Annotated in this window: 13 protein-coding genes; 2 read left to right on the top strand and 11 right to left on the bottom strand. The window is 59.1% G+C overall.

Translation table 11 applies throughout. From position 1 onward, the window contains the following. Positions 1 to 40 precede the first annotated feature (40 nt). The 11 genes from TU75_RS21225 to TU75_RS21175 form a co-directional block, all read right to left on the bottom strand. The gene (locus TU75_RS21225; RefSeq protein WP_003233770.1) at positions 41 to 1,348 is read right to left on the bottom strand and encodes a CitMHS family transporter; all 1,308 of its coding nucleotides are present in this window, start codon (positions 1,346 to 1,348) and stop codon (positions 41 to 43) included. Positions 1,349 to 1,668: 320 nt separating this feature from the next. After that, entirely contained in the window at positions 1,669 to 3,630 is a 1,962-nt protein-coding gene (locus TU75_RS21220; RefSeq protein ID WP_060550028.1) for a DUF7844 domain-containing protein, read from the bottom strand. Further along, positions 3,627 to 3,947 carry a DUF2388 domain-containing protein gene (locus TU75_RS21215; RefSeq protein ID WP_060550027.1) on the bottom strand — a complete coding sequence of 107 codons (321 nt, stop codon included), beginning with the start codon at positions 3,945 to 3,947 and terminating at the stop codon, positions 3,627 to 3,629. The genes TU75_RS21220 and TU75_RS21215 overlap by 4 nt, the downstream gene beginning before the upstream one ends. A 17-nt stretch (positions 3,948 to 3,964) precedes the next feature. Continuing rightward, positions 3,965 to 4,282 carry a DUF2388 domain-containing protein gene (locus TU75_RS21210; protein ID WP_015373425.1) on the bottom strand — a complete coding sequence of 106 codons (318 nt, stop codon included), beginning with the start codon at positions 4,280 to 4,282 and terminating at the stop codon, positions 3,965 to 3,967. A gap of 109 nt (positions 4,283 to 4,391) precedes the next feature. After that, positions 4,392 to 4,712, bottom strand: coding sequence for a DUF2388 domain-containing protein (locus tag TU75_RS21205; protein ID WP_003233778.1), 321 nt, complete (start codon positions 4,710 to 4,712; stop codon positions 4,392 to 4,394). Between the two features lie 322 nt (positions 4,713 to 5,034). Continuing rightward, the gene (locus TU75_RS21200) at positions 5,035 to 5,250 is read right to left on the bottom strand and encodes a DUF1127 domain-containing protein (RefSeq protein ID WP_003233780.1); all 216 of its coding nucleotides are present in this window, start codon (positions 5,248 to 5,250) and stop codon (positions 5,035 to 5,037) included. A 318-nt stretch (positions 5,251 to 5,568) separates the two neighbouring features. Continuing rightward, positions 5,569 to 7,062 (bottom strand): succinyl-CoA:acetate CoA-transferase ScpC, encoded by a 1,494-nt coding sequence (gene scpC, locus TU75_RS21195; protein WP_003233782.1) that lies wholly within the window; start codon positions 7,060 to 7,062, stop codon positions 5,569 to 5,571. 177 nt (positions 7,063 to 7,239) lie between these two features. Continuing rightward, entirely contained in the window at positions 7,240 to 8,676 is a 1,437-nt protein-coding gene (locus TU75_RS21190) for an NAD(P)(+) transhydrogenase (Re/Si-specific) subunit beta (protein WP_003233784.1), read from the bottom strand. Next, the gene (locus TU75_RS21185) at positions 8,676 to 8,996 is read right to left on the bottom strand and encodes an NAD(P) transhydrogenase subunit alpha part 2 (protein ID WP_003233786.1); all 321 of its coding nucleotides are present in this window, start codon (positions 8,994 to 8,996) and stop codon (positions 8,676 to 8,678) included. The genes TU75_RS21190 and TU75_RS21185 overlap by 1 nt, the downstream gene beginning before the upstream one ends. 15 nt (positions 8,997 to 9,011) lie before the next feature. Beyond that, positions 9,012 to 10,133, bottom strand: coding sequence for a Re/Si-specific NAD(P)(+) transhydrogenase subunit alpha (locus TU75_RS21180; protein ID WP_060550026.1), 1,122 nt, complete (start codon positions 10,131 to 10,133; stop codon positions 9,012 to 9,014). Between the two features lie 451 nt (positions 10,134 to 10,584). Next, a complete protein-coding gene (locus tag TU75_RS21175) occupies positions 10,585 to 11,484 on the bottom strand; it encodes a LysR family transcriptional regulator (RefSeq protein WP_060550025.1) in 900 nt (299 codons plus the stop codon). Positions 11,485 to 11,641: 157 nt separating this feature from the next. On the opposite strand from TU75_RS21175, the gene TU75_RS21170 reads away from it, so the two are divergent. Continuing rightward, positions 11,642 to 12,823 carry an acyl-CoA dehydrogenase gene (locus tag TU75_RS21170; RefSeq protein ID WP_060550024.1) on the top strand — a complete coding sequence of 394 codons (1,182 nt, stop codon included), beginning with the start codon at positions 11,642 to 11,644 and terminating at the stop codon, positions 12,821 to 12,823. Between the two features lie 13 nt (positions 12,824 to 12,836). Then, on the top strand, positions 12,837 to 14,057 hold the full coding sequence (locus tag TU75_RS21165; RefSeq protein WP_060550023.1) for a CaiB/BaiF CoA transferase family protein: 1,221 nt from the start codon (positions 12,837 to 12,839) through the stop codon (positions 14,055 to 14,057). Positions 14,058 to 14,268: the final 211 nt, after the last annotated feature.

The raw sequence follows: 14,268 nt of genomic DNA, 5'->3' as shown, positions 1-14,268 counted from the left end.
GCGCAAGCTGCAGCGCCGCGCGGTGAGTGAGTCGGTAGGATTATAGAGTGCTGAACAGCGGAAAAATCCCCATCAGCAATGCGGCGACCATTATGCACAGGCATACCAGCACTGCCCACTTCAGGGTAAAGCGCTGGTGATCGCCGAATTCGATACCGGCCAAGGCCACCAGCAGGTACGTCGACGGCACCAGCGGGCTGAGCAAGTGCACCGGTTGGCCGACGATCGAGGCGCGGGCCATCTCCACGGCGGTGATGCCGTAGTGGCTGGCGGCTTCGGCAAGTACCGGCAGTACGCCGTAGTAGAACGCATCGTTGGACATGAAGAACGTGAACGGCATGCTCACCAGTGCGGTGATTACCGCCAGGTATGGGCCCAGAGCTTCCGGGATCACGGCCAGCAGGCTTTTGGACATGGCGTCGACCATGCCGGTGCCTGACAGGATGCCGGTGAAGATACCGGCGGCGAAGATCAGCCCGACCACCGCCAGTACGCTGCCGGCGTGTGCGGCGACGCGGTCTTTCTGTTGTTGCAGGCACGGGTAATTGACGATCATGGCGATACTGAACGCCACCATGAACAGCACCGGCAGCGGCAACAGGCCGGCGATGAGTGTGCACATCAGGCCCAGGGTCAGCGCGCCGTTGAACCAGATCAGCTTGGGACGGCGGGCGTCCGGGAATTGCGACACGCTGATGTCGCTGTGATCGATGTCGTCGCCCTGCAGGTGCAGCTCACCCAGGCGCGCACGTTCGCGTTTGCCGTACATGTAAGCGATCACGAGGATTGCGACTACACCGGCAGCCATGGCCGGAATCATGGGCACGAAGATGTCGGATGGGTCTACATGCAGCGCACTGGCCGCACGGGCGGTCGGGCCACCCCAGGGGGTCATGTTCATCACGCCACCGGCGAGGATGATCAAGCCGGCCATGATCCGCGGGCTCATGCCGATGCGTTTGTACAGCGGCAGCATGGCCGCCACGCAGATCATGTAGGTGGTGGCGCCGTCACCGTCGAGCGACACAACCAGAGCCAGCACGGCGGTGCCGACCGACACTTTGAGCGGGTCGCCCTTGACCATCTTGAGGATCTTGCGCACGGCCGGGTCGAACAGGCCGGAGTCGATCATCAGGGCAAAGTAGAGAATGGCGAACATCAGCATCACGCCGGTCGGCGCAAGCTTGGTGATGCCTTCGAGCATCATCGGGCCGATCTTCGGTGCGAAACCGCCGAACAGCGCGAACAGGATCGGCACGATGATCAAGGCGATCAGCGCGGACAGGCGCTTGGTCATGATCAGGAACATGAACGTGATGACCATGGCAAAGCCAAGGAAAGTCAGCATAGGAATACTCCAGGCGTAGCGCGGCTAGGGAATGGCGAACCGGTTGGGTCAGCGCAGAACGAAAGGCACGAGGCGTACGGGGGGAGTGAGGGCAAGCAGGCGTTTACTAGCGGACATCAGGGTCACCATTGTTGTTGTTAACAGTCGGTCTGTTGCCGACAGTGAAGGCGATCCTAGACGCGTAAGCTTTCAGCCAGCTTTCGCCGGGGAAACAGGGGACACACGGTAAAAATTTCAGGCTGCTTGAATTTATACAGCCTGGCTTTATGGGGGAGGGGGCAAGTTCCCTCTCACATTTGGACTGTGTTGCAACACAGGGTCTATGGCAGTTCGAGACCACCAGCGGCTTTATGGAGACTGCGCAGGTGTTCGCCGAGTTGCTTGAGGTTAGCCTCGCACGCGGCAATCTCGGCGGCGCGGGATGGCTCCAGCAGCGCCCTTACCTCCTTATCCAGCTCACCGGTCAGCGATTGCAGTTGCTTCTGGCGTTCGGCGCTTTCCGATTCCAGGCGCTTGGCTTCGGACGGCTGCGGCAGACCGTAACCGCTGCTGCCGAGCAACTCCGCCGGGCGGCTGAGAAAGCCGCTGTTGGCGAGGATCTGTTGCAGCGTCGCGTTGGCCTTCTCCATGCCGCCATTCTTCAGCTCGCGGGCACCGAGGTAGCGTTGTTTGACTTCATCCTGGGCCAGCATCAGCTGTCTGCGAAAGCTGGCCTGCTCCAGCAGCAGCAAGGCAGCGCTGGTGCGCAGGTCGGCCTGGCCGAACCATTGACGGCGCTCTTCGGCACTGAGCGCCAACCAGTCTTCGACCTCGGCCTGCTTGATCGGCAGGTATTTGCGTAGCACATCGAACATCGCCTGATAGCGCTCGCGGAACGAGTCGAAGTGATAACCCAGGCGCAGCGCCTTGCGTTTGTCGTCCAGTACGCTGGTGTCCGCCAGGCCCCGTGCCTGCAGAACTTCAAGCAGACCGTTGGGGGTAATGTTGTCCAGCCCGGTCAGTTGCGGGTTGGCACTGCCGCTGCGCAACAGCTTGAGGCTTTCGACGGCGCAGTTATTGGAAATGAAGAAATAGTTGCCGTCGTAGCTCCAGTGCATCTCGGCGGCGTGTTCGACGGTGTCGTTGATTTCCTGACGTGACAGCTTCAGCGGCACGGAGGCGAGGCCGCGCAGCTCGGTCTTGGTGTACTCGTCGATCACCTGGGCCAGCGGCAGCACGAACAGGCGTGAAGGGTACTTGCCCACCAGGCCATCCCAGCTCGACAGCTGTACGTCACCGACGAATGCGCGGTAGGACAACACTAGGTGCTGGTCCAGGTCCAGCCGGCAATCCGGGCCGCGAGGGCGTCCGGGGGCGCAGATCACCAGCCGCAGCATGCTGTGGCCCCAGCGGCTGACCAGGTTCTGGTTGGCTTCGGCGAGCAGGTAATCAATTTCGTAGACGCGCTCGGGATCGACATGGCCCAGTGGCGTTTTGGCAAAGTCATTGCCGGCATTGAGAAAGGCGTAGGTCTTTTCGCAGGCATCCTGCTGGGGAGGAGCCCAGCCGAAGTGTTCCTTGTAATAGCGGAACAGCGAAGGGCGACGGCAGGCGTAGCTCGGATCAAGGAGGAAGTACTCCATGTTGACCGCCACGAACTCCAGCGGGCTGGTGGTTTCGTAGAGGTCAGGGCTGCGCGCGATCTGGCGGTTGTGCTGTTCGCGTTCGCCGCGCCGGCCCACATATTGCGGCCAGCCGGCGATGTCCAGCAGGCGTGGATCATCGCTGAGGGTGAAGCGGCGGTTGTTCTGCCCACGGCATTCGTCCGGCAGGCCGATCAGACCGGTGATGCTGTTCTGGCGGCTGCAGCGGTTGATCAGCGCGCGGTCGTCCTTGGACCACAGGCGCGCACGGTCATAGATGTGGGTCAGTTCATGCAGCACGGTGGCGAGCATTTCCCGGCGCACGGTGCCGTGGGGGCGGTGGGTCTTTTGGGCGGCGGCGCTGCCGTCGGTGAGGCTGGCGAGCAGGTTGCGGTTGAGGTCCAGCTCGGACACCAGTGAGGCTTGGCCATAAGCGTTTTCGGGCATCTGGTCGGTCCAGCCGACATCGATGCGGCGGTCCAGTTGCTCGATAAAACGGGGCGGCAAGGCGCTCATCGCTTCATCGAGCAACGCCTGGCTGGCTTGCTGTTCGGCAGGGCTCAGACCGTCGGTCTTGAGCCGCAGTTGCAGGCTGGCCTGGGCTGCGCCGCCACCTAGCAGCACAGTCCCGGCCAGGAGCCAGGCGACCAGGCGCCTCACAGAGCGAGAATAGCTTCGGCGAGGGTCTGGTCAGTGGCATCGCGGGCTTCGGGCACGCGGGTGCGCAGGGTATCGAAAGCGGCTTCGAGTTGTGCGCCACGGATCTCGCCATTGGTGGCGACGAAACTGGCGGCATCATCGTGGGCTTCGCGCACGACTTTGGAGTCGCGGATGGAGGTGGTGGTGTCCGAGGTGAAATCGATGGTGCGCGCAGAAGCGCGGACGACGATGTTACTGGTGGCCTTGAGGGTTTGCGCCTGGGCGATATCGGCCAGGAACAGCAGGCCGAGGGCGGCGACGATCAGCGGGCTACGCATGGAAGGGCTCCAGAATATTAAGATGACGATTGGACGAGAATTGCCTGCGCCAGTTCAAGGTCGCTTGCATGAAGTTTTGGCCGGGTGCGGCGCAGGTAATCCAGCGCGGACTCCAGACGTGCGCCTCGCCATTGGCCGTCAGTGGCAATGAAAGCGGCAGCATCATCCCGTGCGGCCAGTATTCTTTTTCTGTCGAAGGGTGCAGACGTCACCTTGCTGGTGGCATATACGCTGACGACGGTGCTCTGCACGGTCACATCAAAGGCCGAAGCCAACGGTGACCAGCCGACGCACATCAACAAGGCAACGGTGAAGAGGCGGTAAGAAAAAGCCATGGGACTCGACGCTTGAAAACGAGCGCCAAGGCTAGCGCAATGCCCCAGCGAGAGCCAGCGCAGCGGCGTTCGGGAGCGGCTGGCGCTCCCTTTTCCTACACCGCTGTTATCAGATGGCCAGAATTGCCTGGGCCAGTTGTGCATCGGTGGCGGTATTGAGCTGCGGCGCTTGTTGGCGGATCTGCGCCAGGGCGCTCTCCAGTTTGACGCCACGGATGGCGCCTTCACTGGCAACAAAACTGGCGGCATCGTCACGGGCGGCGCGTACGACTTTGTTGTCGCGCAGGGAGGACGTGGCGTCGGAGGTTGCATCGGATGTGGCTTTCAGCGCGCCGACGATGGAGTCGGTGGTGACGATAAAGCTGCTGGCGTGAGCATTGGTGGCCACAACAAGAAGCGTGGCAGCGCTCAACAGGCGAAGACGGGACATGGGGTGACTCCTGTGGATGGACAATCAAGGTGGCGCAGTGGGCAATTGTTGCCGTTGGGCATAAGACGTCAGCTGTACACGGTCTGCCACGTAGTACCGGGATATTAGGCTGCGGCTTGAGTGTTCGGGTAGTTTTATATCGACGCCAAAATTGTACCTGTCTAAAAATTCATTTAAAGAACTGTACCGTTTGTATGCAAGTTGCTTTAAGTCCAGGCGTCGAATACAACAAAGCCCGCCATCGGTCTCCCGGGGCGGGCTTTGTTTTGACAAATCAGGTTGCTGGCGGGGGACTTGGAAGGTCAGGGCCAGCGAGCGCCAATCAGCGCCAGAACGGCTTGCTCAGCTCTTCGTAGCGTTGAGCTTCGCTGATACCGGCATCAGCCAGCAGACGCGAATCCAGTCGAGCCAGTTGGTGGCGGCTGGAGATGCGACGTTGCCACAACATCAGGTTGGCGAGAACGCGCAAAGGCATGGAAGCCTGGTTGTTTACAGCTTTTTCTTCGAAGAACAGTTCGGAACTGAGTGTACGTTCCATGATTGCATCCTTCCGCTTATGGCGGGATTAGGTAGTGGTTTAACTGATGCCAATCATCCTCTTCGAGCGCAAGACTCTCCAGATACAGTTCACCTGTATTGTGAGGGCCCAGTTAACTGTCTAGAGGTGCTGTACTGTACGTAAATGGGGCAACTGTACTTGTCCGCACTGAAATGGGGCGAAATATGCAATTTCGCCGCGAGCTGTAGGATATTTCAGTAGGAAGTCACCGGTACAGCAGTACAGTTTTTTACATAATCACGGGCGATGTATGCGAGCTGAGCAAACTGTATGTGCATCAGCTCGGATCTGTATCCATCACGCCTTGAGCATATGCCCGGTTTCTTCCAGGTTAATGTGCCAGCTCAGTGCTTCGCGCAGGATGTGCGGCGTGTGCCCGCCGACAGCGCAGGCCGCTTCGAAGTAACGGTTGAGGGCATCGCGGTACGCCGGGTGCACACAGTTGTCGATGATTACCCGTGCACGTTCCCTTGGCGCCAGGCCTCGCAGGTCGGCCAGGCCGACTTCGGTCACGAGGATATCGACGTCATGCTCGGTGTGGTCCACATGGCTGACCATTGGCACCACGCTGGAAATCGCGCCATTCTTGGCAATCGACTTGGTGACGAAGATCGCCAGGTGTGCATTGCGCGCGAAGTCGCCGGAGCCGCCGATGCCGTTCATCATCCGCGTGCCGCAGACGTGGGTGGAGTTGACGTTGCCGTAGATGTCGAACTCCAGCGCCGTGTTGATACCAATAATGCCCAGACGCCTGACTACTTCAGGGTGGTTGGAAATCTCCTGTGGTCGCAGTACCAGCTTGTCCTTGTAGTGTTCCAGGTTGCCGAACACGTCCGCATTGCGCCGTTCCGACAATGTGATCGAGCTGCCGGAGGCGAAGCTCAGCTTGCCGGCGTCGATCAGGTCGAATGTCGAATCCTGCAACACTTCCGAATACATGGTCAGGTCTTCGAACGGCGATTCGATCAAGCCGCACATTACCGCGTTGGCGATGTTGCCGATGCCGGCCTGCAGCGGGCCGAGCTTGTTAGTCATGCGCCCGGCATCGACTTCCTGCTTGAGAAAGTTGATCAGGTGATCGGCGATGCCCTGGGTGTCGCTGTCCGGTGGCGTCACGGTCGAAGCCGAATCCGCCTGGTTGGTGATGACGATGGCGACGATTTTTTCCGGCGGGATCGCAATTGCGGTGCTGCCAATGCGGTCGTCGACGTTCACCAGCGGTATAGGTGTGCGAGTCGGCCGGTACGTGGGGATATAGATGTCGTGCAACCCTTCCAGGTTCGGGTTGTGGGCCAGGTTGATCTCGACGATCACCTGCTTGGCGAAGATCGCAAAACTGGCCGAATTGCCCACCGATGTGGTGGGCACGATATGCCCCTGCTCGGTAATAGCGATCGCTTCGATCACGGCAATGTCCGGCAACTTGAGCTGGCTGTTGCGCAGTTGCTCAACGGTTTCCGACAGATGCTGATCAATGAACATCACTTGGCCAGCGTTGATCGCCTTGCGCAGTGTGCTGTCGACCTGGAACGGCATGCGGCGCGATAGCACACCGGCTTCGGTCAATTGCTTGTCCAGATCGTTGCCCAGGCTGGCACCGGTCATCAGGGTGATTTTCAGCGGTGACGTCTTGGCGCGTTCGGCCAGGGCGTGGGGGACGGCCTTGGCCTCGCCGGCGCGGGTGAAGCCGCTCATGCCGACGGTCATGCCGTCCTCGATCAGTGCGGCGGCGTCGGCCGCGCTCATGACCTTGTTCATCAATGAAAGCAAGCGGATACGATCACGGTACATGGATAGTTATCTCGGGCTACGGAAGCAAAGTGCGCAGTTTAGTCATTTCAAAAAGTTTCGGCGCGCTACCATGGTCGCATGCCAGGCCTTGATTTAGAGCCTTTGGTCGGTTTTGCCCGCACATAAAAAACCCCAGCCTACGACAGGCCGGGGTTTGGTGTATTGCGCTGGAGCAGGTTACTCGACGGCCTTAACCATCTCTTCAATGACTTTTTTGGCATCACCAAAGACCATCATGGTCTTGTCGAGGTAGAACAGTTCATTGTCCAGGCCGGCATAACCGCTGGCCATCGAGCGCTTGTTGACGATGATGGTCTTGGCCTTGAACGCCTCCAGGATCGGCATGCCGGCGATCGGCGAGTTCGGGTCGTTCTTGGCGGCCGGGTTGACCACGTCGTTTGCGCCCAACACGAGCACAACGTCGGCCTGGCCGAACTCGGAGTTGATGTCCTCCATCTCGAACACCTGGTCGTAGGGCACTTCCGCCTCGGCCAGCAGTACGTTCATATGCCCCGGCATACGGCCGGCCACCGGGTGGATTGCGTACTTCACGGTGACGCCGCGGTGAGTGAGTTTTTCGGTCAGTTCCTTGAGCGCATGCTGCGCGCGCGCCACGGCCAGGCCGTAGCCTGGCACGATGATCACGGTGTCGGCGTTGGTCAGCAGGAAGGTCGCGTCGTCGGCCGAGCCGGACTTCACCGGGCGTGTTTCTTTAGACCCTGCCGCCGCACCGGCATCCGGCGCATTGCCGAAACCGCCGAGCAGTACATTGAAGAAGGAACGGTTCATGGCCTTGCACATGATGTACGACAGGATCGCACCGCTGGAGCCCACCAGTGAGCCGGCGATGATCAGCATCGAGTTGTTCAGCGAAAAGCCGATGCCCGCCGCGGCCCAGCCGGAATAGCTGTTGAGCATCGACACCACCACCGGCATGTCGGCACCGCCGATGGGGATGATGATCAGCACGCCCAGTACAAACGCCAGGGCCAGCATCAGCGCAAAGGCCGTGAGGTTGCCAGTGAGCATGAACAGCAGGCCCAGGCCCAGGGTTGTCAGGCCGAGCACGAGGTTCAGCTTATGCTGACCCGCGAACTGTACTGGTGCGCCCTGAAACAGGCGGAACTTGTACTTGCCCGACAGTTTGCCGAAGGCGATCACCGAACCGGAAAAGGTGATGGCGCCGATGGCTGCGCCGAGGAACAGTTCCAGACGGTTACCGGCAGGGATCGCGTCCCCCAGCTGTTTGACGATACCCAGGGACTGCGGCTCGACCACTGCGGCAATCGCAATAAATACCGCAGCCAGGCCGATCATGCTGTGCATGAATGCCACCAGCTCCGGCATCTTGGTCATTTCCACGCGCTTGGCCATGATCGAGCCGGCGGTGCCGCCGATCAGCAGGCCGACGATCACGTAGCCGATGCCGGCCGTCGCCAGTTCAGCGCCCAGCTTATAGATGAGGCCCACGGTCGTCAGCACCGCCAGCGCCATGCCGAGCATGCCGAACAGGTTGCCACGCCGCGACGTGGTGGGGTGTGACAGGCCCTTGAGAGCCTGGATGAAACAGATCGAGGCGATCAGGTAAAGCGTCGTGACAAGGTTCATGCTCATTATTTCTGCACCTCTTCTTTAGCCTTGGGCGCTTTCTTCTTGAACATCTCAAGCATCCTGCGGGTTACCAGAAAACCGCCGAATACATTCACCGCCGCGAGGGCAACGGCCAGGGTGCCCATGGTCTTGCCCAGTGGGGTAACCGTGAGGGCGGCTGCGAGCATGGCGCCGACGATCACGATCGCCGAGATTGCGTTGGTCACGGCCATCAACGGCGTGTGCAACGCAGGGGTGACGTTCCAGACCACGTGATAACCGACATAGATCGCCAGCACAAAGATGATCAGGTTGTAGATACCTGGGGAGATAAGCTCTTCCATTGTCTGAATCCCTGCTTAGGCGTTTTTGCGGATGACTTGGCCGTCGCGGCACATCAGGCACGCGGCGACGATGTCGTCTTCGAGGTTGATTTCAAACTGCCCTTCCTTGGTGAAAACCAGCTTCAGGAAGTCCAGCAGGTTGCGCGCGTACAGGGCCGAGGCGTCGGCGGCCACTGCGCCGGCGAGGTTGGTCGGGCCGCAGATGATCACGCCGTTTTCCACGACGACCTGATCGGCGACGGTCAGTGGGCAATTACCGCCTTGAGCGGCGGCGAGGTCGATGACCACCGAACCTGGCTTCATTTGCGCGACGGTCTCGGCGCTGAGCAAGGTCGGCGCCTTGCGGCCAGGGATCAGGGCGGTGGTGATGACAATATCGGCCTGCCTGGCGCGTTCATGCACGGCCACGGCCTGACGCTGCATCCAGCTCGCGGGCATTGGGCGTGCGTAGCCGCCGACCCCGACGGCGCACTCGCGCTCTTCATCGGTTTCGTAGGGCACGTCGACGAACTTGGCGCCGAGAGACTCAATTTGTTCCTTTACTGCCGGGCGCACGTCGGAGGCTTCGATCACTGCACCCAGACGTTTCGCCGTGGCGATGGCCTGCAGGCCCGCAACGCCGGCGCCAAGGATCAACACGCGCGCCGCTTTCACGGTACCTGCGGCGGTCATCAGCATTGGCATGAAGCGCGGGTAGTGGTGTGCGGCCAGCAACACCGCCTTGTAACCGGCGATGTTAGCCTGAGAAGACAGCACGTCGAGGCTTTGGGCGCGTGATGTACGCGGCGCCGCCTCGAGAGCGAAGGCAGTAATCCCATGCCCGGCGAGCTTGGCGATGGTTTCGTTGCTGAACGGGTTGAGCATGCCCACCAGGACGCTATCGCTTTTGATCAGCGCCAGTTCGCTGTCGCTGGGCGCCGCCACCTTGAGAATCAGCTCGGCGCTGAAGGCATCGTTGGCGCTGCCAATGATTGCGCCCGCCGCTTCATAGGCACTGTCGACGATGCTGGCCTTGGCGCCTGCTCCGCTTTGTACCGTGACCTTATGGCCTTGGCCGATCAGCTTCTTGATGGTTTCCGGGGTGGCAGCCACCCGCGTTTCACCGGTCTGGGTTTCGAGAGGAACACCAATGTGCACGTCAAATCTCCTGCATGATCTTTTTGCTTTTGATCTTTTTGTAAAAAGGCCAGTGCGCCGCGAGTGGCGCAACTGGGGCGGCCGATCAGCACGGCCCCGCAAAAATGACAGCGGGGCGCGGCATTTTGCAGGCGAACTTTACGGCCTTCAAGGGATTATGACGGGTGACGAATAATTAACTACAAGTCACCGTGTGACTGATTGTCGCAATATAAGAAAGTAATCTCTTTAACGTCATAGAGTTAGAGGGATAACAGTGTTTATAGCGTGTTTTTTAGTGACTGCCATAAAACGTCGCGCATTGAACAATGAGAGTCGCTGAAAGCCTTGGAAATAATGAGGTTTAGGCTTTTTTGATCAGGAAGGTACGGTCGGCTAAATTGCGACATATAAATATATCTGTAGGGCTTTATGTAGTCTGACTACAAGGTCAGCAATTCTGTTTTGTCCTTTAAATGCTGGGGTTGTAGCGCCGCGACTGCTCAAGCAGCCAGTCTTTGAAAGCGCGCAGCGAGGCAGATTCGACCTTTCTCTCGGGAATCATAAGGAAATAGGCTTTGGAACTGTTCAGCGCTTCCGGGTTAGCGATCACCAAACGCTGATCTTCAAGCTCTCGCTGGATAAGGAAAGGCGGAATCAGGGCTATGCCCATGTCGTGCATGGCTGCCTGGGACAGCATCGAGAACAGTTCGTAACGGGGGCCTGTCATGTCGCGGGGTACGCTCAGCTGCTGGGCATTGAACCAATGGCGCCAGGCATAAGGGCGCGTGGTCTGTTGCAGCAGTGGCAGTTCAGCTATTTCCTGTGGGCTGAAATGCTTTCGTGTGCCGAGCAAGCCTGGACTGCAGACCGGAACGGGGTTTTCGCCCATCAGTCTGTGGGATTCGGTACCGGACCAGTCGGCGTCGCCAAAGTAGATGGCTGCGTCGAATTCCGTGTCTGCAAACAGGAAAGGGCGCGTGCGGTTGGTCAGGTTGACGATGACTTCCGGGCGCTGATGCTGGAAGTCCTTCAGGCGTGGGATCAGCCATTGCGTACCAAAAGTCGGCACCACGGCCAACTCGATGACATTGGTGCCCTGCTGGCCCATCACCGACAAGGTGTCGCGCTCCACGGCGTCCAGTTGCGTGGCAACTCTGCGGCTATAGGACAACCCCGCTTCGGTGAGTTTGACGCCACGTCGCGAGCGTCGAAACAGCTCCACACTCAAGAACTCTTCAAGGCTGGCAATTTGTCGACAAATGGCGCCTTGGGTAATGGATAGCTCTTGGGCCGCCTTGGTAAAGCTCTCGTGACGGGCTGCGGCTTCGAAGCTGACAAGGGCGGTGGTGCTGGGGATTTTTCTGCGCATGTACCGTGCTCTCACATCAAAGGCGCGTCTGCGGCGATCTTGGGTATTACGAAGTGACAAATTATCACAAGGCTATGCGGAAACCTCGTTTGCCGTCTCCTCTTGGTCGACCTACGCTGCATGCACGACTTCTGATTCTCCCCCCGAGGACTTATTCATGGCTGGCAAGGCAAGCTTCAACTGGATCGATCCACTCCTGCTGGATCAACAGCTCACCGAAGAAGAGCGCATGGTGCGCGACACGGCCGAGCAATTCGCGCAGGACAAGCTGGCGCCGCGCGTACTTGAAGCCTTCCGTCATGAGAAGACCGACCCTGCCATCTTCCGTGAAATGGGCGAAACCGGACTGCTCGGGGCAATGATTCCCGAGCAGTACGGTGGCAGCGGTTTGAATTACGTCAGCTACGGGTTGATTGCTCGCGAAGTGGAGCGTGTCGATTCGGGTTATCGCTCAATGATGAGTGTGCAATCGTCACTGGTCATGGTGCCAATCAATGAGTTCGGTACAGAGGCGCAGAAACAGAAGTACCTGCCGAAGCTGGCGTCCGGCGAGTGGATCGGCTGTTTTGGTCTGACGGAACCTGACCATGGTTCCGACCCGGGCGCGATGATAACCCGCGCGCGCAAAGTGGATGGGGGCTACAGCCTTACCGGTGCCAAGATGTGGATCACCAATAGCCCGATCGCGGATGTGTTCGTGGTGTGGGGAAAGGACGATGCCGGTGATATCCGTGGGTTTATCCTGGAGAAAGGCTGGAAGGGCCTGAGTGCTCCGGCGATCCATGGCAAGGTGGGTCTTCGTGCGTCCATTACCGGTGAGATCGTGATGGAAAACGTATTTGTACCGGAAGAGAACATTTTTCCCGACGTGCGTGGTTTGAAGGGGCCTTTCACGTGCCTCAACTCGGCGCGCTACGGAATTTCATGGGGCGCGTTGGGTGCTGCGGAATTTTGCTGGCACACCGCTCGCCAATACACCCTTGATCGCCAGCAGTTCGGGCGACCACTGGCCGCTACCCAGTTAATCCAGAAGAAGCTGGCCGACATGCAGACCGAAATCACCCTGGCCTTGCAAGGCTGCCTGCGTCTGGGGCGGATGAAAGACGAGGGGACGGCTGCTGTAGAGATTACATCGATCATGAAGCGCAACTCGTGCGGCAAGTCGCTGGATATCGCGCGTATGGCGCGGGATATGCTGGGTGGCAACGGGATCTCCGATGAGTTCGGCGTGGCGCGTCACCTGGTCAATCTTGAGGTGGTCAACACCTATGAAGGCACCCACGATGTACATGCCTTGATTCTGGGGCGTGCGCAAACCGGTCTCCAGGCTTTCTATTAATAGGAGCATGGGCATGGGCGCGCTTTCGCATTTACGAGTACTGGATTTATCGCGGGTGCTCGCGGGGCCATGGGCCGGGCAGATTCTTGCGGACCTTGGGGCTGAGGTGATCAAGGTTGAGCGACCGGGTAAAGGTGACGACACTCGAGCATGGGGGCCTCCGTTCCTTAAGGACGCCTACGGCGAGAATACGAGTGAGGCGGCGTATTACCTTTCGGCGAACCGTAATAAGGAGTCGGTGACCATCGACTTCACTCGGCCGGAGGGTCATAAGCTGGTGCGTGAGCTGGCAGCCAAGTCAGACATTCTTATCGAGAATTTCAAGGTGGGTGGTCTTGCCGCGTATGGGCTGGACTATGAGTCGCTCAAGGCAATCAACCCGGAGCTGATTTATTGCTCGATTACGGGATTTGGTCAGACCGGTCCGTATGCGTCGCGCGCGGGTTACGACTTCATGATCCAGGGTTTAGGTGGGCTCATGAGCCTGACCGGTCGGCCCGAGGGCGAGGAGGGGGCGGGGCCCGTCAAGGTTGGGGTGGCTTTGACGGACATTCTGACTGGGCTTTACTCAAGCGTAGCGATCCTTGCGGCGCTGGCGCATCGCGACCATGACGGTGGCGGGCAGCATATAGATATGGCGTTGCTGGATGTGCAGGTGGCTTGTCTGGCTAATCAGGCAATGAACTACCTGACCACAGGTGTTTCGCCCAAGCGCCTGGGTAATGCTCATCCGAACATCGTGCCGTATCAGGATTTTCCCACCGCCGATGGCGATTTCATCCTGACGGTGGGTAATGACGGGCAGTTTCGCAAGTTTGCTGAGGCTGCCGGGCAGTCGCAGTGGGCGGATGATGCGCGTTTTGCCACTAACCAGATGCGGGTGGCTAATCGAGCGCAGTTGATCCCGCTGATTCGCCAGGTCACCGTTTTCAAGACGACAGCCGAGTGGGTGTCATTGCTGGAGCGGATCGGTGTGCCGTGTGGGCCGATCAATGATCTTGCGCAGGTGTTTGCCGATCCGCAGGTAAAGGCGCGTGGCCTGGCGATGGAGCTGCCTCATGTGCTGGCGGGGAGGGTGCCTCAGGTAGCCAGTCCTATGCGGCTGTCCAAGACGCCTGTTGAATATCGAAGCGCGCCTCCTCTATTGGGTGAGCATACGGCCCAGGTGCTACAAACGGTACTGGGGTTGGGGCCTGAGAAGGTCGCTGTTCTGAGGGCAGCTGGAGTTGTCTGATCTATCTCTTCTATATAGAAGGAGTAGGTTGTTGATGATTTTTTAATCAATCCTAACTAATTGATAAAGAATACAAAATTAAGGGTTGACGGCAGATTCTGGACGTCTATAATTCGCCCCACTTCCGGCGCAGTCGAAACGGAAAACTCCTTGGTAAACAAGTAGTTACGCGGAATTCGACAGCGGGTTGCTTCAGGTCATCGAAGCCCAG

It is taken from the genome of Pseudomonas poae (genome assembly GCF_001439785.1).
In the GTDB taxonomy this organism is placed as follows: Bacteria; Pseudomonadota; Gammaproteobacteria; order Pseudomonadales; family Pseudomonadaceae; genus Aquipseudomonas; species Aquipseudomonas poae.
This window is presented reverse-complemented; position numbering and strand designations above follow the sequence as displayed.